Raw genomic sequence first — 23,481 nt, forward strand, 5'->3', positions numbered from 1 at the left:
CTACGGTCGCGTCGTTTCCGATTCCAGCCTTGCTCGCGTTGCCGCGCCGTACACCCCTGGCTCGTCCCCTGTGATGCCCCGGCTGATCTGGTAGTTGCGGACCGCGCTTTCCACCTGGGCGTCGTAGGTGCCGTTCGCCGGGCCCAGGTACAGGGCCAGTTGACGCAGGCGGAGCTGCAGTTCCCTGACCTCCGGGCCCTGGTCGCCGGTGCGCAGGACCAGGGGGCTCTGGTGGGGCTGCGCGTGCGGGCCGGGAGACGCCGTCGCGGTGGCCGGCGCGGTCGTCGGAGTGTCGCTCGGGGTCGGCGACGTGGACGGCGTGGGGGACGGGCTCGATGGTGACGGCGACGGCGACGGGCTCGCACTCGGGGCCGGGTTCCTGCTCGGAGGGGGCGCCGCCACGGACACCGTTGCGGGCGGCGCCGACGTACCGGCCGGTGACGACGCCTCCGGCACGCTCGCCCGTATCTCCTGCGGCAGCGCACCGTCCCGCTGCGGAGGGTCGTAGGAGAACAGCCCGCTCGCATAGCCTGCGGCCGCCACGACCGCGACCACCGCACCCCCGGTGGCCAGCAAGGCGGTGCGCCGCAGGCGCCGGGCGCGCGGCTCGGCGTCCGTGGGCCCGGCGGCGGTCCGGTCCTCCACGTCGGGCACGGCCGGGAGAGCCGTCGTCACGGCCGGTGCGGCGTCCGGTCGCGCGGTCGTGTCCGGCTCGGCCGGTGCGGCGTCCGGTCGCGCGGTCGTGTCCGGCTCCTCCGGTACCGCCCCCAGCCGTACCGTCTCGTCCCCCAGCTCCACATACGGCCTGATGCGCAGCGGATCGAAGTCCTCCGCTGCCGCCGCCTCCGCCGTGCGCGCCTCCCGGAGTGCCTCGGCCGCCCGCCGGGTGCATCCGCACGACGGCGTGCCGTCCCCTCGTCGAGGTGCCGCGCACTCCGGACAGGCTCGTCCGTTCGGTCCGTTCACGCGTGGGTCCCCTCCCCGCCGAATTCCAGAAATTATGCAGATCTCCCTCACGGAATCTCCCGGCAGCCCCCGGAATTCCTCCCTCCCATCAGGACTCAACAGGCCATAACGGGTCACACCCACCACGATGAGAGTGCACGATGGACGACAGCGCACGGAGGTCGTACGACCGTCCACGGGAGGCCTTCATGACCGATGACACCCAGGGCAGGGCGGCGGGAGAGGGCACGGGTCCCACGGAACCGGCCATACCCGGCATCGCCACCGGTGCGGGCACCGGCGGCTCCGTCGCCGCACGCCACGCGCCGCGCGACGACAGCGTGCACGGCGGCGTCCTCGTGTCCATCGGCGCACTGCTGCTCGGCATGCTGCTGGCCGCCCTCGACCAGACGATCGTCTCCACCGCGCTGCCCACCATCGTCAGCGACCTCGGTGGTCTGGAGCATCTGTCCTGGGTGGTCACCGCCTATCTGCTCGCCTCCACCGCAGCAACCCCCCTGTGGGGCAAGCTCGGCGACCAGTACGGGCGCAAGAAGCTGTTCCAGGCCGCGATCGTGCTGTTCCTGATCGGCTCCGCGCTGTGCGGCATGGCGCGCAACATGCCCGAGCTGATCGGCTTCCGCGCCCTGCAGGGACTCGGCGGCGGCGGGCTCATCGTGCTGTCGATGGCCATCGTCGGCGACATCGTCCCGCCCCGGGAACGGGGCCGCTACCAGGGCCTGTTCGGTGCCGTCTTCGGTGCGACCAGCGTCCTCGGCCCGCTGCTCGGCGGCCTGTTCACCCAGCACCTCAGCTGGCGCTGGGTCTTCTACGTCAACCTGCCCGTCGGTGTGGTCGCCCTCGCCGTGATCGCCACGGCCCTGCGTATCCCACGGAAGGCCGAACGGCACGTCATCGACTACCTCGGCACCCTCCTCATCGCCTCCGTCGCCACGTGCCTGGTCCTCGTCGCCTCGCTCGGCGGCACCACCTGGGCCTGGGGCTCACCGCAGATCGTCGGCCTGGCCGCCCTCGGTGCCGTGCTGCTCGTGGCGTTCCTCCTCGTCGAACGCCGCGCCGCCGAACCCGTCCTGCCGCTGAAGCTCTTCCGCGTCCGCACTTTCACGCTCTCCGCCGTCATCAGCTTCATCGTCGGCTTCGCGATGTTCGGCGCGATGACGTACCTGCCGACGTTCCTGCAGATCGTCCACGGCATCAGCCCCACCCTGTCCGGTGTGCACATGCTGCCGATGGTGGTCGGCATGCTGCTGTCCTCCACCACATCCGGCCAGATCGTCAGCCGCACCGGCCGCTGGAAGGTGTTCCCGATCGCCGGCACCGCCGTCACCACCATCGGCCTGCTTCTGCTGCACCGGCTCACCGAGCACAGCAGCACCGCCGAGATGAGCGGCTACTTCTTCGTCTTCGGCCTCGGCCTCGGTCTCGTCATGCAGGTGCTGGTGCTGATCGTGCAGAACGCCGTCGCCTACGAGGACCTGGGCGTCGCGACCTCCGGCGCCACCTTCTTCCGCTCGATCGGCGCCTCGTTCGGCGTGGCCGTCTTCGGCACGGTCTTCGCGGGCCGCCTCGCCGACAAGCTCGTGGCCGCGCTCGCCGGGCATTCGCTCCCGCCGGGCGTCACCCCGGCCGCACTGAAGGCCGACCCACGCGGCATCGCGGCCCTGCCGCCCACCGTACGGCCCTCCGTGCTGCACGCGTTCGCCTCCTCCATCACCGACGTCTTCCTCTACGCGGCCCCGGTCGCCCTCCTCGGCTTCGTCCTGGCCTGGTTCCTGCGCGAGGACAAGCTCCGCGGCTCGGTCACGGCACCGGACGTGTCGGAGACCCTGGCGAGCAACCCGGTGCACCGTTCGTCGTACGAGGAGGCCAGCCGCGCGCTGTCCCTGCTCGGCTCCCGGGAGGGGCGCCGGCAGATCTACGAGAAGATCACCAGGCGGGCCGGGTACGACCTGCTGCCCGCGACGAGCTGGCTGCTGCTGCGGATCAAGAAGTACGGCTGGGCGGAGCCGGCGCTGCTCGCCGAGCGCAGCTCGGTTCCGCTGCCCGTGATCATCGCCGCCGCACGGCAGGTGGAGGAGCGGCGTCTCGGTGTGCGCGAAGGGCTCGACCTGCTACTGACCGAACAGGGCCGCGAGGTCGCCGACCGCCTCGCCGAGGCGCGTGAGGAGTCCCTGGCCGAACTGCTCGGCGACTGGTGGGGCCCCGACCGCCCGACCGACCTGATCAAGCTGGTCCAGGAACTGAACGCGGAACTGTGCGGCTCGGACGCGGAACGCCCGCACAACGGCTCGACGACGCCGCGACAGCTCGGCCGGGCCGTCTAGGGCGGGGTTGCTCAGGTCAGCCGCTTGGCGAACCAGTGCTCGGCGTAGTCGTTGTCGTTGTACGGCGCGGTCTCCTCGTATCCGAGGCGCGCGTAAAGGGCCCGCGCCTCCACCAGGTCGCCCCGGGTGTCGAGGACCATCTGCTCGGCGCCCAGCGCCCGGGCCGCGTCCTCCGCGGCGGTCACGAGGAGCGGGGCGCCGCCCTTGCCGCGCACGTCCGGGTGCACGAAGACGCGCTTGAGCTCGGCGGTCGCGGGATCCATCAGCCGTATGCCGGCGGTGCCCGCCGGGCGGCCGTCGTGGCGGGCCACCAGCAGCACCCCGCCGGGCGGCGCCAGATAGTCGCCCGTGTCGGCGGCGATCTCGCGCTCCAGCTCGTCCGGATCCGTACGACGTCCCTCGTGCAGCAGGTACCAGCGGTCGCTGACCTCTGTGTAGTACGCCCGCCACAGCGCGGCGGCGACCGGGGAGTCGAAGGGTTCGGGGGCGATGATCCAGCTCATGCGGAACATTCTCGGGAGCGGCCGGGAGGGGTGCGCAAACGAATTGCGCGCGCCCCTGCCGGCCTTCCGGCGTGCGGAGCCGGGGGTTCGTTTGGGGGCGGCCGTCCGGGCAACCCGGGCGGGAGACGGCCCGCCGGGCCGCAAGACCTGAAGGCAACCCCGGAAGGCACCCATGTCCACAGGCTGGATCATCGCTCTGATCGTGATCGTGATCGTGGCGGCCGCCCTCGCCGGCGCGGCCGCCGTGTCCCCACGGGCCCGGGGCGCGGTAGGCGGCCGGAGCCTCAAACGCCGCTTCGGACCCGAGTACGAGCGGACCGTGGCTCGTCACGACGGCGACACCAAGGCCGCGGAGCGCGAACTGACCGAGCGGCTGAACAAGTACGGCGTATTGAACGAGCACCCGCTGGAGCCGGCCGAGCGCGAACGGTACGCGGCGCGCTGGGCGGCCGTGCAGGAGCGCTTCGTCGACTCCCCGAGTGAGGCGGTGGCCGAGGCGGACCGGCTGCTCGCCGAGCTGGCGGGCGTGCGGGGGTTCCCGGACAGCGCGCGCTACGAGGAGCAGCTCGAGGCGCTGTCGGTGCACCACGCCCACCACGTCCACGGCTACCGCCGGCTGCACCGGGCCGCCCACACCCCGGACACCGGCATCTCGGCGGACGGCTCGGACACGGAGGAGATGCGCGAGGCCATGCTTCAGGCGCGTGCGCTCTTCGAGGACCTGGTGGCACCCCCGCGCCGGCAGTCGGCCGGCCCCACGGAGAAGACGCCCCGGCACGCCGCCGGCAACGCCGGGCAGTCCCGCCTGCCGTGGGCGTTCCACAGGCAGCATGTGAAGGGGAGTTGAGGGTGATGACGGAATGGACACCGGGCGGCGCCGCCGAGCGCCCGGAAGCGACGGGGCGTCGGCCCGACACCGGAGAGCCCCGGTCGGCGGCGGAGTTCCGGCCCGATACGGGTGAGCGCCGGTCGGGCGCGGAGTTCCGGCCGGAGGCAGGCGAGCCCCGGGTCGCGGGCGAGTACCGGTCCGGGACGGGGGAGCCCCGGTCGGCGGCGGAGTTCCGGCCCGATACCGGCCCGTCCCGGCCGGCTGCGGCGGGCTCCTCCAAGGAGCCCCGGCTGCTGCCGCGGGACGAGTGCGACAAGTTCGAGCTGCGGTTGCAGCACGCGGTCGGCAGGTTCGTCGACCGGCCCAAGGAGGCCGTGGAGGAAGCGGACCAGGTGGTCCAGGAGGTCGCCTCGCGCCTCGCGGAGGCCGTGTCCTCCCGGCGCCGCACCCTGAAGGCGACCTGGCAGGAAACGGGCGACGCCGCCCAATCGACGGCCGACACGGAACAGCTACGGCTGGCGCTCCGGGACTACCGGGCGACGGCGGAGCGGCTGCTGAACATGTGAGCGGCCCCTGGACACAGCGAGCGGGGCCGGCCCGGTGGTGTCGTCCGGGCCGGCCCCGCTCGCTGTGTCACCGCGTCGGCCCGACGGCCGCTTGGCCGGGCGGGCCGCTGTGGCCGGCCTGCCGGACGGCCGCTGTGGTCGGCCTGTCGCCATCCCGGCCCCGCTCCCGGGCGCTCAGCTCGCTCCCGAGCGCCCCCCATGGCGCGCGCGCCACTCCTCGGCGACCGCCTCCACGTCGTATGGCTTCAGGCCCAGCGGAGGCCCCGGCGGCGGCTTGAACATCATGTCGCGGATCTTCACGTTCAGCTGCTCGACCAGTCGCCGTGCCACCCGCTCCGACGGTGCCTGAGCGGCCGCCGCCAGCGTGTCCTCCGCCTCCTTGCGCAGGGCCAGTGTCGGCGGCAGGACCGAGATCCCCTCGCGGGCCATCTTGCGCTTGATCCACCACAGCTCGTCGTACGCCGTGTCGCTGACGGCCGGTGACGGCTCGCCCGCACCGGGGAGGTCCGCGAACTCTCCTCGTGCCTGGGCGTCGCGGATCTGCTTGTCGGCGAACGACTCGAAGCTGACACCGGGTGGCTTGCGCTCGGTCATGGGTTCATTGTGAGGGACGTCACCCGACGGGGCGATCGGGCGAATTATCATTCCGGCGCGGCACGCCAATCGGGCCGGACCGCAGCACACTTGAACCGCCGCATCCCGAAGGAGCGCACGTGCTCGAACTCACCATGGCCTCGGTCTCCGCGGCGGACGCCGGGGCGACGGCCGGCATGCAGATGGCCGACGCGCCCAGCGACCCGGGCACCGTGCTGAGGGTGGGCCGGGACAGGTCCGTGTGCCGGCTGGCGACCCCCGACGACTGGCTGTTCGTCTCCCGCGTCCATCTGGAGTTCCAGTGCGGCGCCGACGGCCTGTGGCAGGTCGCCTGGTTGCGCGGTTCCCAGCCCGACCCCTCCTCGGAGGTCCTGCTCACCCTCGCCGGACACCCCGCGCAGCCCCTGCCCTACGGCGGGGCGGCCCAGCTCCCGCAGGGCGCCTCCGGTGAGCTGGTCATCCAGGACCGCACCGCCCCGCGCAGCGTCAACGTGGGCTTCTACCACGAGGCCTGAGGACCGCCCCGGTCGGTCAGCCCACCACCCGGGCCAGCGCGAACCCGTCGTGCCCCTTGCTGCCCACCGTCTGCACCGCCGTCGCGCTCAACTTGGGGTTCGAGGCCATCAGTTCCAGCGCGGCCCGGGTCCCCCGTACGCTCGGGTCCTCGCTGCCCGCGTCGGTGACCTGGCCGCCGCGCACCACGTTGTCGAGGACGATCAGGCTGCCGGGGCGGGTCAGCTTCAGCGCCCACTCGACGTAGTGCGGGTTGTTGACCTTGTCCGCGTCGATGAACACCAGGTCGAAGGGCTCGGGCTGCTCCTCGGCCAGCTTGGGCAGCGACTCCAGCGCCGGGCCGACCCGCACCTCCGTGATCCCGGCGAGGCCTGCCCGTTCGAGGTTCCGGCGGGCGACCTCCGCGTGCTTGGCCTGGTACTCGAGTGTGATCAGCCGGCCGTCCGCCGGCAGGGCGCGGCCCAGCCAGATCGTGCTGTACCCGCCGAGGGTGCCGATCTCCAGGATGCGGCGGGCGCCCTGGATCCGGGCCAGGAGCTGGAGCAGCTTGCCCTGGTTCGGTGCCACGTTGATGTGCGGCAGTCCCGCGGCGTCGCTGTCCCGCAGGGCCGCGGTGAGCGCCTCGTCCTCGGGGGCGAGCAGGTCCGTGAAGTAGGCGTCGACGTCGTCCCAGAGCTGTTGCGCTGTGCTCATGCACCATGCCTTTCATATGGCTGGTTAGATCACCTAACTAGGCTCGCTAACGAATATAGCCAGGGCAGGGTGCCGTGTCAGCCGATTTCCACCAGCTTCCACCAGCCGGGTGACGGGCCGCGCTTCCACCAGCCGGGTGACGGGCCGCCCCATCGAGCGGCACGTCACCCGGGAGTTGGCCCAGGCGGACCGGATCAGCGCTTCGCGCCCCGCTCGAGCGACGGTGCCGAACCCGGCAGCGGGCGGCCCGCCGACTCCGTCATGAACCACACCGCGGCGCCGCCGATCACGGCCGCCGCCATCATGTAGTAGGCGGGCATCATCATGTTCCCCGTCGCGCCGATCAGCGCCGTGACCACCAGCGGGGTCGTGCCGCCGAACAGCGACACCGAGACGTTGAAGCCGATCGACAGCGACCCGTAGCGGACGCGGGTCGGGAAGAGGGCCGGCAGGGCGGCCGGCATGGCCGCCGTGAAGCAGACCAGCAGCAGACCCAGCGCGCCCATGCCGAGCGCGACCGCGAGCAGGCTGCCCTGGCGGATCAGCAGGATCGCCGGGACGGACAGGAGCAGGAAGCCCGCGCAGCCCGCCGCGATCACCGGGCGTCGGCCGACCCGGTCGGTCAGGGCGCCCACGAAGGGCTGCACGATCATCATCAGCGCCATCACGGCGAGCACGACCAGCAGTCCGTGCGTCTCGTCGTACTTCAGCTCACTGGTCAGATAGCTCGGCATGTACGACAGCAGCATGTAGTCGGTGACGTTGAAGACGAGCACCAGCCCCATGCACAGCAGCAGCGCCTTCCACTGGCCGGTGATCATCTCGCGCAGCGGCACCTTGGGCCGGGCGGCCTCGGCCTTCTCCACTTCGGCCGCGAAGGCGGGGGTCTCCTCCAGGCGCAGTCGCAGGTAGAGCCCGATGACGCCCATCGGACCGGCGATCAGGAACGGGATCCGCCAGCCCCAGGACACCAGGTCCTCGGAGGACAGCAGTGCCGTCATCAGGGTGACCAGGCCCGCGCCGCCGATGTATCCGGCGAGCGTGCCGAACTCGAGCCAGCTCCCGAGGAAGCCGCGCCTCTTGTCCGGCGCGTACTCGGCGATGAACGTGGAGGCGCCCGCGTACTCGCCGCCGGTGGAGAAGCCCTGCACCAGCCGGGCCACGAGCAGCAGGACCGGCGCGCCGACGCCGATCGCCGTGTACGACGGGATCAGGCCGATCGAGAACGTGCCGATCGCCATCATGATCATGGTGACGGCGAGCACCTTCTGGCGCCCGACGCGGTCGCCGAGCGGCCCGAAGACCATGCCGCCGAGCGGGCGGACCAGGAAGGCGGCGGCGAACGCGCCGAAGGTGGACAGCAGCTGCGCGGTGGAGTTGCCGGACGGGAAGAACACCTTGCCCAGCGTGACCGCGATGTAGCTGTAGACGCCGAAGTCGAACCACTCCATGGCGTTGCCGAGCGCGGCGGCCTGTACGGCGCGCTTGACCAGCGCCGGGTCGGTGACGGTGGCCTTCGGGCGGTCGGGGTACGGGGGTGCGTCGGGTACTGAGGGTGGAGCGACGGTCGGCAAGATTCCGCTCGCCTGCCTTTCGACGGGGACAAGGACGGGGCCCGCCGTCGTCAGGGCGTACGAGGGTGTACGCCTGATATCTGTTCGCACGTCTTCGTGTCTGTTCGTACGCCTCGTACGTCGTCGTACGTCTGCTGCGTCTCGTACGGCGGGCCGACGGCCGCACGCGGGGCCGATCGAGGCCTGCCGCACGACGGACGGGCCGGGGGCCGGCCGTGAGGGCCGAGCCGAAAACGACCATAAGGGAACTTGTCGCCATAACGGACGGTAGCCGGTCCATCGCCCAGAGCGCGAAAAACGCGATGTCCAGGGCCGACGGGTCCGCTGTGCCCGGTCGGCCGCCGGTCATTCTGTGATCCATCTCGCGTACCGAAGCCGGAACCGAACCGTCCGCGCCCGGTCGACATGCCGCTGAAGGGGGGAGCGGACCTCAGGGTGAGGGGGTTGCCGGCGTCCCACAGTGAGGGGGCGCGAACCTCGTAGAGCCGGGACAGCGGCCGGCGAAACGGGGCATACGGGATCGATGCGGCGGGAGGGCCGACGAGGCGCGGCGAACGTGGAGCACAGCAGGCGGACGAGCGGCGCCCAGGCCCCCATGAGGCCCGAGCTCCGAGCTGATCAACCCCGTCGCGCCAGCCGCTCCTGCAGCCGGGAGTGACGGAACTGGTACACCGGGCCCGTGGCCCGGAGCAGGTTGCGTCGGCGGGCGTCTTCCAGGAAGGAGAGCAGGCGGAGCGGAGTGCTTTCCCTGATGGAGAGCTGGACGACGGTGAGGGCAGTGGTGACGGCGAGGTTGCGGAGGAGGCCGGAAGCCAGGGCGGTGAAGGCGGCTCCGGCACCTACGACCGCAGCCGCCGTCCGCCAGCCGTACAGCCGGACGAAACACGGGGTGATCAGGCCCAGGACGTTGATGCTCACCAGAACGCTGAGCATAAGTCTCAGCCCAAGGTGATGCCGCCACACATCACGCGGGCCGACCGAACGGGATTCCGCCACAGGGGGTGCGCTGAGTTCCTCCCGTACCGAGTCCATGTCCGAGCCGGTTCCGATGGCGAGGACGGTCCCTTTGACGAGCTCGTAACCGCGGCCGCTCACCAGGGTCGCGCTGAACCCGAAGGGCAGCGCCATGACGATGCACTGCCACTGCGGCAACGAGGCGCCCAGAAGTTCAGGAACGTGGTGGAAAACGGCTTCGGCCCCCAACCAGATCGACGCGCCGAAGCCGACACCCCGCACGGTGAAGATGTCGCGCCATCCGGCGCTCGGAAGCGGTCCGCGGCTGCCGGCGCCCGCATGCAGTCGGACGGCGCCTGCCCCCACCAACAGGGCCATGAAGACACCGAACAGGACCGTCCCCACGGGCCCGTAGTACGGCCGCATGGAATAGGCGGCGAGCACTCCTTGCACCACGCCGATCACGGTTCCGACGAAGAGTCCTCTGCCCCGGGGGTCCACCCAGGCGGGAATGTGCCACCAGCACAGCTCACGCGTGCCGTCCTCGCTGAGCCGTGTCGCGAGGTAGCGCAGCGTCCGCTCCGCGGTCTCGGGCGAGTGGCGCGGGCGGGGATGCCCGGGTCTCGGGGTGTACGCGGCGATGACCGCGTGGTCGAGCAGGTGGTCTTCGACGGCCCGTGGACTGGGGAAGCGCGTTTCGTCGAGTAGTTCGTCGACGGGGCCGTCGTCCGGGTAGACGTCACGCAGCAAGCCGATCGCCAACGGATTGGAGAGGGCTCGGGCCACGGCGCTGTCCGGCTCCGCCACGATGTGACGGGTCACCGCCCGCCAGGCCGACGGGGGCGGGGAAGGCAGCGGATCAAGGAGGTATGCCGCGGCGTCCTCGGGGCGCACCGGCTGCAGCTCCAGGGCTACCGCGCCACCCAGCCGGGCCTTCCTGGCAGTGAGGACGGCCTCTCTCGCACGGGAGATCAAGACCAGTCGGCAGGGCGCGGGCTCCAAGGCGCTGACCATCGCAGCGCGCACCTTGCCGCTCACCTCGTCCAGGCCGTCGAGGAACAGCGCGAGGGCGCCCTCCTCGAGCAACCGGCGAGCGCGACCGCGTCCACCACGGCCGCGGAACAGGGTGTACTCGTGTGAAAGGCGGCCTGCCGCCCACTCGACCGCGCTCTCCAGAGACGGGTCCCAGCCCTCCAACGACAACAGCACCGGCACGGGAATGCGTGCCCGGTCCTGCGGTGCCGCCAGCGCACGGTACTCGAGCGCGTCGAGCAGGAGGAGGACCGCCGTAGCTGTCTTGCCCGCCGCCGGAGGGCCGATCAGCAGCAGGCGGCCCGAGGCCAGCCCGCCGTACACCGCGTGCAGTTCGAGCAGACCACCGCCTGCGAGCAGCCCGTCGCGGGCGACGGGTTTCAAGCCGGGCAGCGGAGTGAAGCGGGCCCTTCCCCCCTCGGCGGTCGCTCCCGCCAGGCGGCCCGCCACCTTGCGGTCCGTCACCTGCCAGCGCACCGGCAGCGTAGCGGGGGCCAGGAGTCGCCGCAGTCCGGCCTCTTTCTGCCACTGTGCGAGCACCACCCTGGCCAGTTCGTCGGCCGTGGCCTCGAGTGGGGATGGTGTTGCGGTCGTGGTGTAGTGGCTGACATTGAGGGTGTTGTGGTCGCCGACCTGGAAGCTGGTCGGACCGTGGAAACTGTTCCCGGACACCCCGCCGGAACCTCCGGATCCGGGACGTCTCATCCCGTGGACCCGAAGTGGTTGTCCTGCTGGTTGTGGTGGCCCGTCTGGAAGCTGGTGGGGCCGTGGAAGGTGTTGCCCGACACCGCTCCTCCGGCGGAAGCGGCCGAGGAACCGAACTCCTCGGCAAGTGTTCGCAGTTCGGTGACGACGCGCTGTTGCTCCGCACCGTCGAGGGTCTCCAGCAGGGAGGCGAACTCGCCCCGCCACAGTCGTGCGTGCACGGTGCGTACCCGCTCCCGCTCGGCGTCGTCCGAGGCGGCGGCCAAGGCGGCCGCCGTACGGTCCAGGCGCTCGCGCGCGTCGTTCTCGCGCTCGGGGTCACCTCTGCCGATCAGCCGCGCACCCCGCGCCTTGCACCAAGCCCAAAGGTCCGAGCCGGCGGCTTCGACCATGGCCGTGCCGCCGGCCGCCGCCGCCGCTGTCACCGCTTCCGCAAGCACCCTCAGCGCCTCCCCGTCACAAGGTGCCCCAGCGTCAGAACCACACGGTCCGTCCGCTCGAGGTTCCGGCTTCACATCCCAGTTGTCGACCATCCCGGCCGGCAAGGCAAGCCCACGGCCGCGCTCCGCATCCTGGGGCAATCCGAATGGTAGCGACGGGAGTTGCGCCGAGTACCGGCGATCAGGGATAGGCGTCATCTGTTTCTTCCGCCATCGGCAGCAGCCGTGATGGCCGGTCATTGACAACCCCGGTCCGGGTCTCGCACTCGAACCACACGGTCTTGCCGCCCGTGCCGTGCGGTTGCACGCCCCACTTGTCGACCACCGCGTCGAGCAGGAGCAACCCGCGACCATTTTCCGCCTCCGGCGGCAACTCCGACGGCACGGCGGGACGTCGATCGCAGCCATCCGTCACCTCCACCCGGATCCCGGCCTCCTGCCGCAGCACCAGCAGCGTGCAGCGGCGGTCCGGGACGTGCCGTACGACGTTGGCGATCAGCTCGGTCGCGGCCAGCTCGGCGGCGTCCGCCAGCTCCGCCATCTCCCACTCCTGGAGGAACGAGCGGACGATACGGCGGATGTGCCGCGCCGAGTGCTCGCCGACGGTGAGGTGCATGCGATACCGGGTGGGGAGGGGGCCCAGGAGGGCGACAGGAATGTAGTCGTTCACACGACGAGCGTGACCTGGCCCGACTACCCTCGGCTACGGATCGGATACAACGGGTCCCGTTGTGGGCCGCGTTGCGTGAAAGGGGGCCGTGCGTGACCCACATCAGCATCCTCGACCCGGGAGCCTCACCGCTCGACTACTACGGTTTCGAGCTGCGCAGGCATCGAGAGGCCGCCGGGCTGACGCAGAAGCAGCTCGGGGAGATCGTCAACTACACCGGGTCGCTGGTGGGGCAGATCGAGACGGCACGGAGGGTTCCGACACCGGAGTTCAGTGAGCGGGTGGATGCCGCCCTGGGGACGGACGGGCTGCTGTCCCGGCTGGTCGAGCTGGTGCTGCGCAGCCAACTTCCCGCGTGGTTCCAGCAGGTGGCGGCACTGGAAGTGCGGGCCACTGAGATCTGCACCTTCCAGATGGGCATGGTCCACGGCCTTCTCCAGACCGAGGCGTATGCGCGCGCCACGCTGGGCGCACTCGACCGGACCGACCTCGATGACCGGACCGCTGTACGTCTGGCCCGTCAGCGCATCTTTCAGAAAGACGAGCCGCCGGTCTTCTGGCTGATCCTCAGCGAGGCCGCTCTGTACCAGGAGATCGGCGGCCCCGCGGCTATGCGTGGCCAACTGGCTCACCTGTTGTCCTTCGAGGACGACCCCCGGATCAACATCCAGGTGCTGCCGTTCTCGGCCGGAGCGCACGCGGGACTGACAGGCTCCTTCAACCTCTACCACTTCACCAACGACCCGGACATCGTCTACACGGAGAGCTACGGCAGCGGGCATCCGACCGCCAACCCGACCACCGTCAAGGACTGCTCGCTCCGTTACGATCATCTTCGTGCCGCCGCTCTCTCCCTCAGGGACTCGGCGGAGCTGATCCGGCGCGTGATGGAGGAACGCTATGGAGAGCAAGGCGATGCCGGCAGGGATCCAGTGGCGTAAGTCCAGCTACAGCAGTGATCAAGGTGGCGAATGCGTCGAGTGCGCCCCCCTCGGCCCCCTCGCCTGGCGCAAGTCGTCCCACAGCAGTGACCAGGGCGGCGACTGCGTAGAAATCGCCGAAACCCCCTGCGCCACCGTAGCCGTACGCGACTCCAAGACCCCCGCCGGACCGGTGCTCACCCTCGCGCCGGCCGCCTTCACGGCGTTCGTCTGCTGGGCGGCTACAACCGCTGGATGATCGTCCCGGTCGCCAGCCCGCCGCCGGCGCACATCGTCACCAGCGCGAACTCCTTGTCCATACGCTCCAGTTCGTGCAGTGCCGTCGTGATCAGCCGGGCCCCGGTCGCTCCCACCGGGTGACCCAGCGCGATCGCGCCCCCGTTCACGTTCACCTTCTCCAGGTCCTGGTCGAAGACTTGTGCCCAGCTCAACACCACGGACGCGAACGCCTCGTTGATCTCCACCAGGTCGATGTCCCCCAGGGACATCCCGGCCTTCCCAAGTACCGCCTTGGTCGCGTCGATCGGGCCGTCCAGGTGGAAGTGCGGGTCGGAACCCACCAGGGCCTGGGCCACGATCCGGGCCCGCGGGCGCAGCTTCAGGGCACGCGCCATCCGTTTCGACGCCCACATGATCGCGGCCGCGCCGTCCGAGATCTGCGAGGAGTTGCCCGCCGTGTGCACCGCCGTCGGCATGATCGGCTTCAGCCGGGACAGCGCCTCCATCGACGTGTCGCGAAGGCCCTCGTCCCGGTCGACGAGTCGCCACATGCCCTGGCCGGCCCGCTGCTCCTCCTCGGTCGTCGGCACCTGCACGGCGAACGTCTCACGTTTGAACCGCTCCTCCGACCAGGCGATCGCCGCCCGCTCCTGGGAGATCAGGCCCAGCGTGTCCACGTTCTCGCGGGTGAGGCCGCGGTGGCGGGCGATCCGCTCGGCCGCCTCGAACTGGTTCGGGAGGTCCACGTTCCACTCGTCGGGGAAGGGCTTGCCCGGACCGTGCTTGGAGCCCGAGCCGAGCGGCACCCGCGACATCGACTCGACACCGCACGAGATCCCGACGTCGATCACGCCCGCCGCGACCATGTTGGCCACCATGTGCGACGCCTGCTGGGACGAGCCGCACTGGCAGTCGACCGTCGTCGCCGCCGTCTCGTAGGGCAGGCCCATCGTCAGCCACGCCGTGCGCGCCGGATTCATCGACTGCTCGCCGGCGTGCGTCACGGTGCCGCCGACGATCTGTTCGACGCAGTCGGCGGGGATGCCGGTGCGCCCGAGGAGTTCGCGGTAGGTCTCGCCCAGGAGGTAGGCGGGGTGCAGATGGGCGAGCGCGCCGCCGCGCCTGCCGATGGGGGTGCGCACGGCTTCGACGATCACGGGTTCCGCGGCCATGGGGGCTCGTCCTCTCCTCGGTCACCCGCGTGGCGCGGGCGTCCCGGCCCACCCGCCACGCAGAACTAGTACCCGTTCTAGTTCTGTGTGCAGTGTGCTGACAGGGTGTCCAGGGCCGCAAGGGTCGTGCAGCCTCCGAAGTCGTGATCTGCGCGAGTCTCGCACGCAACCGGGGCGCCGTGCCTCTTGCGACTTGTAGAACCCGTTACTACCTTCACCGCAATTCCTGATAGACCGTCAGAATGGTGAGGGGTCGACCATGCCCTGTCCCGAGCTGCCCGACGGGTTCGACTTCACCGATCCCGATCTGCTGCACCACCGCGTGCCCCTGCCGGAGTTCGCCGCACTGCGCCGGGCCGAACCGGTGTGCTGGGTGCCCCAGCCGGCCGGGCTCGCGGGCTTCCGGGACGAGGGGTACTGGGCGGTCACCCGGCACGCCGACGTCAAGTACGTCTCCACGCACCCGGAGATCTTCTCCTCGTCCCTCAACACCGCGATCATCCGGTTCAAGGAGCACATCGAGCGCGACTCGATCGACGCCCAGCGGCTGATCATGCTGAACATGGACCCGCCCGAGCACACCCGGGTCCGCCAGATCGTCCAGCGGGGCTTCACCCCGCGCGCCATCCGGGCCCTGGAGGAGCGGCTGCGGGCCCGGGCCCGGGCCATCGTCCACGGCGCCCTCGCCCACGACGGCCCCTTCGACTTCGTCACCCAGGTCGCCTGCGAACTGCCGCTGCAGGCCATCGCCGAGCTGATCGGCATCCCCCAGGTCGACCGGGCCAGGATCTTCGACTGGTCCAACAAGATGATCGCGTACGACGACCCCGAGTACGCCGTCACCGAGGAGGTCGGCGCCCGGTCGGCCACCGAGATCATCGCGTACGCCATGAACATGGCCGCCGACCGCAAGCAGTGCCCGGCGAGGGACATCGTGACGACGCTGGTGGCCGCCGAGGACGAGGGGAACCTCAGCTCCGACGAGTTCGGGTTCTTCGTGCTGATGCTGGCCGTCGCCGGCAACGAGACCACCCGCAACGCCATCACGCACGGCATGCACGCCTTCCTCACCCACCCCGGCCAGTGGGACCTCTACAAGCGGGAGCGCCCCCGGACCGCCGCCGAGGAGATCGTCCGCTGGGCGACCCCGGTCAACGCCTTCCAGCGCACCGCCACCCAGGACGCCGGGCTCGGCGGCAAGCAGATCAGGAAGGGCGACCGTGTGGGGCTCTTCTACTCCTCCGCCAACCACGACCCCGAGGTCTTCGACCGCCCGGACGCCTTCGACATCACCCGCGACCCCAACCCGCACCTCGGCTTCGGTGGCGGAGGCCCGCACTACTGCCTCGGCAAGTCCCTGGCCGTCCTGGAGATCGACCTCATCTTCGACGCGATCGCCGACGCCATGCCGGACATCAAACCGGCCGGCGACCCGCGACGCCTGCGCTCCGCCTGGATCAACGGCGTGAAGGAGCTCCCGGTCACCGTGGGCTGACGGACCCGGGCCGCCGGTCTCCCGGCGCCGCCGGCCCACCCCGAGGGAGGCAGGGGCATCACCCCTACGCCCCGCCCCTGCCTCCCCGGTTGCCGACTGACACCCGCGGGCCGCCGCCGGGGACGCCGTCACTCCCGCCCGGACGCGACCACCGCCAGCACGGCCGTCGCCACGGCCGTGAGCAGCAGGGGCCAGCCCAGGCCGTGGTGGATGACCAGCCAGCCGCCCAGGACCGCGCCCGCCAGCAGGGAGACCGCCGAGGCCGCACGGCGCCGGGAGCGCCTGCCCGTGCCCCCGCCGAGCCGGGAGTCCGAGGCGAGCCCGGTCAGGGTCGAGGTGAGGACGGTGGTCGTCGTCAGGTCGGGCACGGCCAGCTTCCGTACCGTCGCGTTGCGCACCCCCATCGCGAAGGCCGTCACGGCGATCAGCGTGTACCGGGTCGTGGTGGTGCCCGGCGCGATGAAGGCGACCGCCGCCGACGCCCCGAGCAGCACCGCCTCGACCGCGAGCGCCAGCCGCGCCCAGGCGCGCCGCGACCCGCCGCCGTACCGCCGGCCCGCGCGTCCGCCCGCCACCGCCCCCACCAGGAACGACCCCAGTGAGATCACCGCGTGCGAGGTGGAGAAGCCGGGCGCCCCGGCGGCGGCGAAGCCGAGCACCACCACATTGCCGGTCATGTTCGCCGTGAAGACGTGCCCGAGCCCGAGGTAGCTCACCGCGTCGACGATCCCGCTGATCGCGGTCATCACCAGGAGCGCGGGGACCAGGCGCAGTCCGCGCGTTCCGGGTTCCTCCACCGGTGTGTCAGTGCTCATACGGGCCTCCGGGCAGTGGGACGGGCGCGGTGCACTCAGGTACACCCCGGACGCGGGGGATGTTCGGATGTCCGGGCCAACGGGGCGGCCCATAGCCTCGGATCATGAGTGAGAACACGCGCAAACACCAAGAGAACCACACGAGTTGGACGGTCAGACGCGGGGTCGCCGCCGCGGCCCTCCTGCTCGCGGGCCTCGCCGCGGCCCCCGCGCCCGCGGCGACGCACACGCCGGACACGACAACGCCCCGTCGCGGCACCCTTGTCTCCCTTACCCCGGTCCTGTCCCGGGACGCCACCGGCGTACGGACCTTCCTGGCCGACCGGAACATCGCCACGGACACCGTGCGGTACGGCGTGGCGGGCTACCGGCTGACGTACCGGACCGTCGACCCGTACGGGAAACCCACCACTGCCACCGGACCCCTCACACTGCCCGCCGGCGGCGCGCACCGGCTCGACCTGGTGTCCGACACGCACCGGGCGCGCGCTGCGGCAGGGCGCCGACCAGACCACCGCTGACCGGACACGCCGAAGGCGGCGACCCCGATTCGGGGTCGCCGCCTTCGTGGCCGCGTGGGACCGGTGTTGCCGCGGGACCGGTGTGGTCGCGTGGGACCGGTGTGGTCGCCCGGGACCTGCGCGGTCGCGTGGACCGGCTCGATCAGTACCAGTGGTGGGTGGACCAGAAGTTCCACGCCGCGGCGGGGCTGCCGTAGCGGGAGTTCATGTAGTCCAGGCCCCACTTGATCTGGGTCGCCGGGTTGGTCTTCCAGTCGGAACCGGCGGACGCCATCTTCGAGGCGGGCAGCGCCTGGACCAGGCCGTAGGCGCCGGAGGACGCGTTGGTGGCCTGGGGGTTCCAACCGCTCTCATGCGAGACGATCTTGTTGAACGCTTCGTACTGCGCCGGGTCCGGGATCATCTGGTGCGCGATCGCCTGGGCGGAAGAGGGCGCCGAGGTCGGCGTGGCGGCCTGGGCGGGCGCCGAGGTCAGCAGCGCACCGGTGGCGGCCGCGGCGACGGCGGTGGCGGCGATGGCCTTCTTCGGGGAAGCGATGCGGCGGATGAAGGAGACGGTCACAGGAAACCTTTTCGTCGGGGACATGGGGCCGCGAACATGCCGGAACCACGTGGGACGCGGTGGGGGCATGCCTCGGCGCCGCGACCCGGGTGGGCTCGTCGGCGCCTGGCGACGTCATCCAGAGAAGCAGGCCGACGAGATGTCCGCAATGACCCCTTTTACTAGTTGTGGTCGAATCCGCCGGAAACATGTCTCATGTGATCTGGCTCTCAAACCGCAGGTCGCGCGGGCAATTGGCGTAGGCATGCCATGCGAATCGATCTACGGCCGGGCATCGTAGGTGACGGTGGTCACGTGGGGCTCGTCACGGTTTGGCTCACGTATCGCCTATAGCGGGTATACGGTGCGAAACCGGACGTTGTGACCCACGCCGCACGAACGGGGGCGGAGATGTGACCGGCGTCGCAGGCGCGTTCGACCAAAGGCGTTCCAGGGCCGTGTGAGCCGTGTGGGCCGTGTGAGCCAGGTGGTCCATGTGTCTTGAGGTGTCATGGCGCCAACCACGCAACGCGCCGGGCCGGCGCCTTTTCACGTCGCCGCGTACGCCACCGGATCGCTCCCCGCCACGGCCTCCGCCCGGCCCAGCTTCACCAGCCGGCGCAGATGGGCCTCGGCCTCCGCGACCGCGATGTGCCGTGAGCCGTACGGGATCTGCTCCCAGGGACGGTTCCACTCCATGCGCTCGGCGAGCTGCCAAGGGGTGAGCGGGGCCGACAGCAGGGTCAGCAGCCCGGTCAGCCGCTCCCCGTGGTGCGCCAGCAACTCCCGTACGCGGCCCGGCGCGTCGGTGAACGGGTGCTGATGGGCCGGCAGCACCTCGGCGGGCTCCAGGCGGCCTACGCGCTCGAGGGAGTCGAGGTAGTCGCCGAGCGGGTCGGTCGCGGTGGTGTCGTCCGGGTCCTCGTACAGGCCGATGTGCGGGGTGATCTCGGGGAGCAGGTGGTCGCCCGAGAACAGGCGGCCGTGGCCGGGCAGTCCGGCGGGGTGGTCCTCCTCCAGGTGGAGGCAGACGTGGCCGGGAGTGTGTCCCGGCGTCCAGATCGCGCGCAGGCGGCGCCCGGGGAGGTCGAGAAGTTCCCCGGGGACGATCTCACGGTCGGGCAGCGCGGGGGTGAGGCCCGGCAGGTCCCGGCGGCCGCGCGCGGCGCGCAGCGGGGCCAGGTGCTCCTCGGGAGCGCCCGCCGCGGCCAGCTTGTCGGCCATGTACGCGTACCAGCGCTCGGGGCGGGTCTCGCGGGTCCGCCGTACGACCGCGGTGTCCGCCGCGTGCATCGCGACCCACGCGCCGGACGCCTCGCGGACCCTGCCGGACAGGCCGTGGTGGTCGGGGTGGTGGTGCGTGATGACGACGCCGTAGATCTCCGCGGGCGAGGTGCCGCAGGCCGCCAGGCCCTGCGCGAGCGTGTCCCAGGAGTCCGGGTCGTCCCAGCCGGTGTCGATCAGCACCGGGCCGCGGTCGGTGTCGACGAGGTGGACGAGGGTGTGGCCGAGGGGGTTGTCCGGGATGGGGACCCTGAAGGACCGTACGCCCCCGCCGTGGTCGTGCGCCTGTGCCACCGGCTCCCCGCCCTGACTCGTCGTCATCGCACCTCCGCCCCGCCCACCCTTTGCCATGGCCCACTATAACTAGAACTGGTTTCACACAGAGCGGCCGGACGAAGCTCACCCCTGCCTGCGCCGACCAGCTGGAAAACCGTCGTTGCCGGCAGGGGTCCCGAGGTCAGGCCGTGGCCTCGACCAGCCGCTTCATGCCGGGCTGGTCTGTCACGCAGCCCACCAGGCCGAGCGCCCGGGCCAGTGCCAGGTCGCGCTCGTCGTTGACGGTCCAGGCCATCACGTCGATGCCGGCGGCGCCGCACTTCTCCACGATGGCCCGGTTCAGCTGGCGCAGCTCCACGCTGACCAGGGTGGAACCGACCCTCTGGGCGCGGCCGACGAAGGTGTCGCGGTGCGCGCTGGGACCTGCCACCAGCACGGTGCGGGCCTGCGGCAGCAGGTTGTGGATCTCGACCAGCGCCACGTCGTGGAACGACAGCACCGAGACCCGGTCCAGCAGGTCGCGGTCGGTGAGCACCTTGGCCAGCGACCGGGCGGCGGCCACGTCCTTGATCTCCGCCTGGATCGGCAGCGTCGGCCCGACGGCGTCCAGCACCTCCTCGAACGTGGGGATGCGCTCGCCGAGACCGGCGTCGAGCTCCTTGAGCTTCCGCAGCTCCTGGTCGGCGATCGGACCGGAGCCGTCCGTCGTGCGGTCCAGGGTCTCGTCGTGCATGACGACAAGCCGGCCGTCCCTGCTCAGGTGCAGGTCGAGTTCGATGCCGTCCAGCCCCTCGCGTTCGGCCCGCAGGAAGGAGCGCAGGGTGTTCTCCGGCTCGGCGGCCATGACACCGCGGTGGCCGATGGTGAAGAAAGACACTCGGTTGCCGTCCTTGGGTGTGGTGGTGCGGGGCAGCCGCACGAGTGTCGAACCCCGCACCGGGCGGCGGGCGACCGCCCGTCGGAGTGCCAAGCCTAATGGGCCTGTCCGGCCGCGTGCTCCGGCCCGCCGGGACCGCGCCGGAGCGCGCCCCGAGACACACGATCCGAGATCGCACCGCCTGTCTCGCCGGCCATGGCCAGCGCGGCTTGGCGGCACCCCCACATGAGGCAAACCCGCTGGTGGGGGCCTATTCGGCCCCGAACCTGGCTTAGTCCGACCAGAACTGGTATCAGTTCTGAAATGCCGTCAGACACGGTACCGCCGGCTCCGCAGGAGGCAGTCGCCATGACCGAGCTCGTGGAACACGGACAGCTGTACATCGGCGGGGAGTTGACCGACCCCCTGGGTGAGGACGTCATTGAGGTGGTCTCCCCGCACACGGAAGAGGTCATCGGGCGGGTGCCGCACGCCTCGCGGGAGGACGTCGACCGGGCCGTCGCCGTGGCGCGTCGTGCCTTCGACGAGGGACCCTGGCCGCGCATGGCGCTCGACGAGCGGATCGGGATCGTGACGAGGATCAAGGACGCGATCGCCGTGCGGCACGAGGAGATCGCCCGCGTGATCTCCTCCGAGAACGGTTCCCCGTACTCATGGAGCGTCCTCGCGCAGGCGCTCGGCGCGATGATGGCGTGGGACGCGGCGATCACGGTCGCGCGGGACTTCACCTATGAGGAACGGCGGGACGGCGTTCTCGGGAAGATCCTGGTGCGGCGCGAGCCGGTCGGGGTGGTGGCGGCCGTCGTGCCGTGGAACGTGCCGCAGTTCGTGGCCGCCGCCAAGCTCGCGCCCGCGCTGCTCACCGGCTGCACGGTGGTGCTGAAGCCGTCGCCCGAGTCTCCGCTCGACGCGTACCTCCTCGGTGAGATCGCCCGTGAGGCCGGGCTGCCCGAAGGGGTGCTGTCGATCCTGCCCGCGGACCGTGAGGTCAGTGAACATCTCGTGGGGCATCCGGGGATCGACAAGGTGTCCTTCACCGGCTCGGTCGCGGCCGGCAGGCGGGTCATGGAGGTCGCCGCGCGGAACCTCACGCGCGTGACCCTGGAGCTGGGCGGCAAGTCGGCGGCCGTGGTGCTGCCGGACGCGGACGTCGGGACGACCGTGGCCGGGGTCGTCCCGGCCGCCTGGATGAACAACGGCCAGGCCTGCGTCGCCCAGACCCGCATTCTGGTGCCGCGCTCGCGCTACGACGAGTTCGCCGACGCCTTCGCCGCCGCGGCGAGCGCCCTTGTGGTCGGTGACCCGCTGGACCCCTCGACGCAGGTCGGTCCGCTGGTGGCGCGGCGGCAGCAGCAGCGCAACCTCGACTACATCCGCATCGGCCAGGAGGAGGGCGCGAAGATCCTCACCGGTGGTGGGCGGCCCGCGGGCATGGAGCGGGGCTGGTACGTGGAGCCGACGCTCTTCGGTGACGTCGACAACTCCATGCGGATCGCCCGCGAGGAGATCTTCGGGCCCGTCGTCTGCCTGCTGCCCTACGGCGACGAGAGCGAGGCCGTGAAGATCGCGAACGACTCCGACTACGGCCTGAGCGGCAGCGTGTGGACCGCGGACATGGAGCACGGCGTCGAGGTCGCCCGGCAGGTCCGTACCGGGACGTACTCGGTGAACACCTTCAGCCTCGACATGCTCGGCCCCTTCGGGGGCTACAAGAACTCGGGGCTCGGGCGGGAGTTCGGCCCAGAGGGCTACGGCGAGTACCTGGAGCACAAGATGATCCATCTGCCGGCCGGGTACGGGGAGGCGTAACCCGTGGGAGACCGCTGGCACATCGAGGTCGACCGCTCGGTCTGCATCGGCTCGGCGCAGTGCGTGCACCAGGCGTCCGGCGCCTTCCGTCTCGACTCCGCCCGCCAGTCCCATCCCGTCGCACCGGACGCCGACGCGGGGGAGCAGATCCTTCAGGCGGCGGAGAACTGCCCGGTGGAGGCCATCGCGATCACGCTGGCGGGGAGTGGGGAGCCGGTGTTCCCGCCGGAGGAGTAGGTGAGGCCACGGGTCTGGGCGATATGCCCGAAAAAATAAGAAAAATCATGGTTTGGGGTCTTCCATTTGGCCGCAGAAGTCCTAATCTGGAAGTTGCCTACGAGGCGAGTGAAGGAACTCGACCGGAGATGCCGACTGGGGCGTGAAGTCAAGGCTTCCGCTGTGGCCGACATCGACGGTCGACAGGTCGGAAGGTCGAAAGACCTGAAGGTCGACCGGAACCCGTCTCGTAGGTCTTTTCGTGCCCTGGCCCAGTGGTCTTTCGTGCCCTAGTCCCGCGCTCGGGTGTCCGTGAGGTCGATCAGTCGGCACACCGTCTCTATGTCGATCCTCACCTGGGCGATGGAGGCGCGGCCGGAGAGCCAGGTGATCAGCGCCGAGTGCCAGGTGTGCTCGATGACCCGCACCGCCGAGAGCTGGTCCGGGGTCGGGTCGCCGTCCAGGCCCATCGCGTCCAGGATGATCGCCGTCGTCTGCCGGGAGACCTGGTCCACCTCGGGGGAGACGCTGCGGTCCGCGAAGGTGAGCGCGCGGACCATCGCGTCGGCCAGGTGCGGCTCGCGCTGGAGGGCGCGGAAGGCGCGCATCAACGTCTCCGCCACCCGCTCGGCCGCGGTCCGGCCGGCCGGCGGCTTCTTCCGCAGCGTGCCGTGCATGCGCTCCAGCTGGTCCTGCATGGTCGCGACCAGCAGGTGCACCTTGGAGGGGAAGTAGCGGTACAGCGTGCCGAGCGCCACCTGCGAGGACTCGGCAACCTCCCGCATCTGCACCGCGTCGAAACCGCCCCGGCTCGCCAGCTGTGCGCTCGTGTGCAGGATCCTGCGGCGACGCGCCTCCTGCCGCTCGGTGAGCGGAGGTGAGGCCGGCTGCGCCGCCGGTCGCGCGGTACTGGCTGGCACCTTGGCTTCCGCAGGCATGGGTCCCGTTCCGT

24 protein-coding genes are annotated in these 23,481 nt (G+C 71.0%); 10 read left to right on the forward strand and 14 right to left on the reverse strand.

Going from position 1 to position 23,481, the window contains the following annotated elements:
• On the reverse strand, nt 1-966 hold the full coding sequence (locus ACFYZE_RS01595; RefSeq protein ID WP_388986864.1) for a peptidoglycan-binding protein: 966 nt from the start codon (nt 964-966) through the stop codon (nt 1-3).
• Nucleotides 967-1,154: 188 nt separating this feature from the next.
• On the opposite strand from ACFYZE_RS01595, the gene ACFYZE_RS01600 reads away from it, so the two are divergent.
• Nucleotides 1,155-3,290 carry an MDR family MFS transporter gene (locus tag ACFYZE_RS01600; protein WP_388986867.1) on the forward strand — a complete coding sequence of 712 codons (2,136 nt, stop codon included), beginning with the start codon at nt 1,155-1,157 and terminating at the stop codon, nt 3,288-3,290.
• Nucleotides 3,291-3,301: 11 nt separating this feature from the next.
• Here ACFYZE_RS01600 and ACFYZE_RS01605 read toward each other — a convergent pair whose 3' ends face one another.
• Nucleotides 3,302-3,793: a GNAT family N-acetyltransferase gene (locus tag ACFYZE_RS01605; protein WP_388986870.1), complete on the reverse strand. Its 492-nt coding sequence runs from the start codon at nt 3,791-3,793 to the stop codon at nt 3,302-3,304.
• Between the two features lie 172 nt (nt 3,794-3,965).
• On the opposite strand from ACFYZE_RS01605, the gene ACFYZE_RS01610 reads away from it, so the two are divergent.
• Together ACFYZE_RS01610 and ACFYZE_RS01615 are read left to right on the forward strand one after the other, a co-directional pair.
• Complete coding sequence (locus tag ACFYZE_RS01610) at nt 3,966-4,640, forward strand: hypothetical protein (protein WP_388986873.1); 675 nt, start codon at nt 3,966-3,968, stop codon at nt 4,638-4,640.
• 5 nt (nt 4,641-4,645) lie between these two features.
• A complete protein-coding gene (locus ACFYZE_RS01615) occupies nt 4,646-5,188 on the forward strand; it encodes a hypothetical protein (RefSeq protein ID WP_388986876.1) in 543 nt (180 codons plus the stop codon).
• 174 nt (nt 5,189-5,362) lie between these two features.
• On the opposite strand, the gene ACFYZE_RS01620 is transcribed toward ACFYZE_RS01615, so the two are convergent.
• Nucleotides 5,363-5,782, reverse strand: coding sequence for a DUF1992 domain-containing protein (locus ACFYZE_RS01620; RefSeq protein WP_388986879.1), 420 nt, complete (start codon nt 5,780-5,782; stop codon nt 5,363-5,365).
• A 119-nt stretch (nt 5,783-5,901) separates the two neighbouring features.
• Here ACFYZE_RS01620 and ACFYZE_RS01625 point away from each other — a divergent pair, with 119 nt between their 5' ends.
• Nucleotides 5,902-6,297, forward strand: a complete 396-nt coding sequence (locus tag ACFYZE_RS01625; protein WP_388986882.1) for a hypothetical protein — start codon at nt 5,902-5,904, stop codon at nt 6,295-6,297.
• Nucleotides 6,298-6,313: 16 nt separating this feature from the next.
• On the opposite strand, the gene ACFYZE_RS01630 is transcribed toward ACFYZE_RS01625, so the two are convergent.
• The 5 genes from ACFYZE_RS01630 to ACFYZE_RS01650 all read right to left on the reverse strand — a co-directional run bounded on the left by ACFYZE_RS01630 (nt 6,314) and on the right by ACFYZE_RS01650 (nt 12,309).
• Nucleotides 6,314-6,988: an O-methyltransferase gene (locus ACFYZE_RS01630; protein WP_388986885.1), complete on the reverse strand. Its 675-nt coding sequence runs from the start codon at nt 6,986-6,988 to the stop codon at nt 6,314-6,316.
• A 194-nt stretch (nt 6,989-7,182) separates the two neighbouring features.
• Nucleotides 7,183-8,562: a glycine betaine/L-proline transporter ProP gene (gene proP / locus ACFYZE_RS01635; protein WP_388986888.1), complete on the reverse strand. Its 1,380-nt coding sequence runs from the start codon at nt 8,560-8,562 to the stop codon at nt 7,183-7,185.
• 618 nt (nt 8,563-9,180) lie between these two features.
• A complete protein-coding gene (locus tag ACFYZE_RS01640) occupies nt 9,181-11,220 on the reverse strand; it encodes a hypothetical protein (RefSeq protein WP_388986891.1) in 2,040 nt (679 codons plus the stop codon).
• 29 nt (nt 11,221-11,249) lie between these two features.
• Complete coding sequence (locus ACFYZE_RS01645; RefSeq protein WP_388986894.1) at nt 11,250-11,693, reverse strand: hypothetical protein; 444 nt, start codon at nt 11,691-11,693, stop codon at nt 11,250-11,252.
• Nucleotides 11,694-11,874: 181 nt separating this feature from the next.
• Entirely contained in the window at nt 11,875-12,309 is a 435-nt protein-coding gene (locus tag ACFYZE_RS01650; RefSeq protein ID WP_388987910.1) for an ATP-binding protein, read from the reverse strand.
• A gap of 146 nt (nt 12,310-12,455) precedes the next feature.
• On the opposite strand from ACFYZE_RS01650, the gene ACFYZE_RS01655 reads away from it, so the two are divergent.
• Both ACFYZE_RS01655 and ACFYZE_RS01660 read left to right on the forward strand, forming a co-directional pair.
• Complete coding sequence (locus tag ACFYZE_RS01655; RefSeq protein WP_388986898.1) at nt 12,456-13,304, forward strand: helix-turn-helix domain-containing protein; 849 nt, start codon at nt 12,456-12,458, stop codon at nt 13,302-13,304.
• Nucleotides 13,279-13,542 (forward strand): DUF397 domain-containing protein, encoded by a 264-nt coding sequence (locus tag ACFYZE_RS01660; protein WP_388986901.1) that lies wholly within the window; start codon nt 13,279-13,281, stop codon nt 13,540-13,542. The genes ACFYZE_RS01655 and ACFYZE_RS01660 overlap by 26 nt, the downstream gene beginning before the upstream one ends.
• Here ACFYZE_RS01660 and ACFYZE_RS01665 read toward each other — a convergent pair.
• On the reverse strand, nt 13,526-14,695 hold the full coding sequence (locus ACFYZE_RS01665; RefSeq protein ID WP_388986904.1) for a steroid 3-ketoacyl-CoA thiolase: 1,170 nt from the start codon (nt 14,693-14,695) through the stop codon (nt 13,526-13,528). The genes ACFYZE_RS01660 and ACFYZE_RS01665 overlap by 17 nt on opposite strands.
• Before the next feature lie 259 nt (nt 14,696-14,954).
• Here ACFYZE_RS01665 and ACFYZE_RS01670 point away from each other — a divergent pair, with 259 nt between their 5' ends.
• Entirely contained in the window at nt 14,955-16,190 is a 1,236-nt protein-coding gene (locus ACFYZE_RS01670) for a cytochrome P450 (protein WP_388986907.1), read from the forward strand.
• A gap of 128 nt (nt 16,191-16,318) precedes the next feature.
• Here the strand turns inward: ACFYZE_RS01670 and ACFYZE_RS01675 are convergent, their stop codons facing one another.
• Nucleotides 16,319-17,005, reverse strand: coding sequence for a YoaK family protein (locus ACFYZE_RS01675; protein WP_388986910.1), 687 nt, complete (start codon nt 17,003-17,005; stop codon nt 16,319-16,321).
• 104 nt (nt 17,006-17,109) lie between these two features.
• Here ACFYZE_RS01675 and ACFYZE_RS01680 point away from each other — a divergent pair, with 104 nt between their 5' ends.
• Complete coding sequence (locus ACFYZE_RS01680) at nt 17,110-17,526, forward strand: hypothetical protein (RefSeq protein ID WP_388986913.1); 417 nt, start codon at nt 17,110-17,112, stop codon at nt 17,524-17,526.
• Between the two features lie 142 nt (nt 17,527-17,668).
• On the opposite strand, the gene ACFYZE_RS01685 is transcribed toward ACFYZE_RS01680, so the two are convergent.
• The 3 genes from ACFYZE_RS01685 to ACFYZE_RS01695 form a co-directional block, all read right to left on the reverse strand.
• On the reverse strand, nt 17,669-18,088 hold the full coding sequence (locus tag ACFYZE_RS01685; RefSeq protein ID WP_388986916.1) for a transglycosylase SLT domain-containing protein: 420 nt from the start codon (nt 18,086-18,088) through the stop codon (nt 17,669-17,671).
• A 528-nt stretch (nt 18,089-18,616) separates the two neighbouring features.
• Nucleotides 18,617-19,672 (reverse strand): MBL fold metallo-hydrolase, encoded by a 1,056-nt coding sequence (locus ACFYZE_RS01690; RefSeq protein ID WP_388986919.1) that lies wholly within the window; start codon nt 19,670-19,672, stop codon nt 18,617-18,619.
• A gap of 136 nt (nt 19,673-19,808) precedes the next feature.
• On the reverse strand, nt 19,809-20,504 hold the full coding sequence (locus ACFYZE_RS01695) for a glycerophosphodiester phosphodiesterase (RefSeq protein WP_388986922.1): 696 nt from the start codon (nt 20,502-20,504) through the stop codon (nt 19,809-19,811).
• Between the two features lie 348 nt (nt 20,505-20,852).
• Here ACFYZE_RS01695 and ACFYZE_RS01700 point away from each other — a divergent pair, with 348 nt between their 5' ends.
• Together ACFYZE_RS01700 and ACFYZE_RS01705 are read left to right on the forward strand one after the other, a co-directional pair.
• Nucleotides 20,853-22,313: an aldehyde dehydrogenase gene (locus ACFYZE_RS01700; RefSeq protein WP_388986925.1), complete on the forward strand. Its 1,461-nt coding sequence runs from the start codon at nt 20,853-20,855 to the stop codon at nt 22,311-22,313.
• A gap of 3 nt (nt 22,314-22,316) precedes the next feature.
• Nucleotides 22,317-22,550: a ferredoxin gene (locus ACFYZE_RS01705; RefSeq protein WP_388986928.1), complete on the forward strand. Its 234-nt coding sequence runs from the start codon at nt 22,317-22,319 to the stop codon at nt 22,548-22,550.
• A 269-nt stretch (nt 22,551-22,819) separates the two neighbouring features.
• Here ACFYZE_RS01705 and ACFYZE_RS01710 read toward each other — a convergent pair whose 3' ends face one another.
• Nucleotides 22,820-23,467: a TetR family transcriptional regulator gene (locus ACFYZE_RS01710; RefSeq protein WP_388986931.1), complete on the reverse strand. Its 648-nt coding sequence runs from the start codon at nt 23,465-23,467 to the stop codon at nt 22,820-22,822.
• Between the last annotated feature and the right edge of the window lie 14 nt (nt 23,468-23,481).

This window comes from Streptomyces sp. NPDC001796 (genome assembly GCF_042892355.1).
GTDB lineage: Bacteria > Actinomycetota > Actinomycetes > Streptomycetales > Streptomycetaceae > Streptomyces.

Coding starts and splice junctions, on each gene's coding strand:
- ACFYZE_RS01610 (WP_388986873.1), top strand. CDS start 3,966: ATGTCCACAGGCTGGATCATCGCTCTGATCGTGATCGTGATCGTGGCG.
- ACFYZE_RS01675 (WP_388986910.1), bottom strand. CDS start 17,005: ATGAGCACTGACACACCGGTGGAGGAACCCGGAACGCGCGGACTGCGC.
- ACFYZE_RS01700 (WP_388986925.1), top strand. CDS start 20,853: ATGACCGAGCTCGTGGAACACGGACAGCTGTACATCGGCGGGGAGTTG.
- ACFYZE_RS01665 (WP_388986904.1), bottom strand. CDS start 14,695: ATGGCCGCGGAACCCGTGATCGTCGAAGCCGTGCGCACCCCCATCGGC.
- ACFYZE_RS01605 (WP_388986870.1), bottom strand. CDS start 3,793: ATGAGCTGGATCATCGCCCCCGAACCCTTCGACTCCCCGGTCGCCGCC.
- ACFYZE_RS01660 (WP_388986901.1), top strand. CDS start 13,279: ATGCCGGCAGGGATCCAGTGGCGTAAGTCCAGCTACAGCAGTGATCAA.
- ACFYZE_RS01650 (WP_388987910.1), bottom strand. CDS start 12,309: ATGCACCTCACCGTCGGCGAGCACTCGGCGCGGCACATCCGCCGTATC.
- ACFYZE_RS01615 (WP_388986876.1), top strand. CDS start 4,646: ATGACGGAATGGACACCGGGCGGCGCCGCCGAGCGCCCGGAAGCGACG.
- ACFYZE_RS01680 (WP_388986913.1), top strand. CDS start 17,110: ATGAGTGAGAACACGCGCAAACACCAAGAGAACCACACGAGTTGGACG.
- ACFYZE_RS01690 (WP_388986919.1), bottom strand. CDS start 19,672: ATGACGACGAGTCAGGGCGGGGAGCCGGTGGCACAGGCGCACGACCAC.
- ACFYZE_RS01620 (WP_388986879.1), bottom strand. CDS start 5,782: ATGACCGAGCGCAAGCCACCCGGTGTCAGCTTCGAGTCGTTCGCCGAC.
- ACFYZE_RS01710 (WP_388986931.1), bottom strand. CDS start 23,467: ATGCCTGCGGAAGCCAAGGTGCCAGCCAGTACCGCGCGACCGGCGGCG.
- ACFYZE_RS01670 (WP_388986907.1), top strand. CDS start 14,955: ATGCCCTGTCCCGAGCTGCCCGACGGGTTCGACTTCACCGATCCCGAT.
- ACFYZE_RS01600 (WP_388986867.1), top strand. CDS start 1,155: ATGACCGATGACACCCAGGGCAGGGCGGCGGGAGAGGGCACGGGTCCC.
- ACFYZE_RS01630 (WP_388986885.1), bottom strand. CDS start 6,988: ATGAGCACAGCGCAACAGCTCTGGGACGACGTCGACGCCTACTTCACG.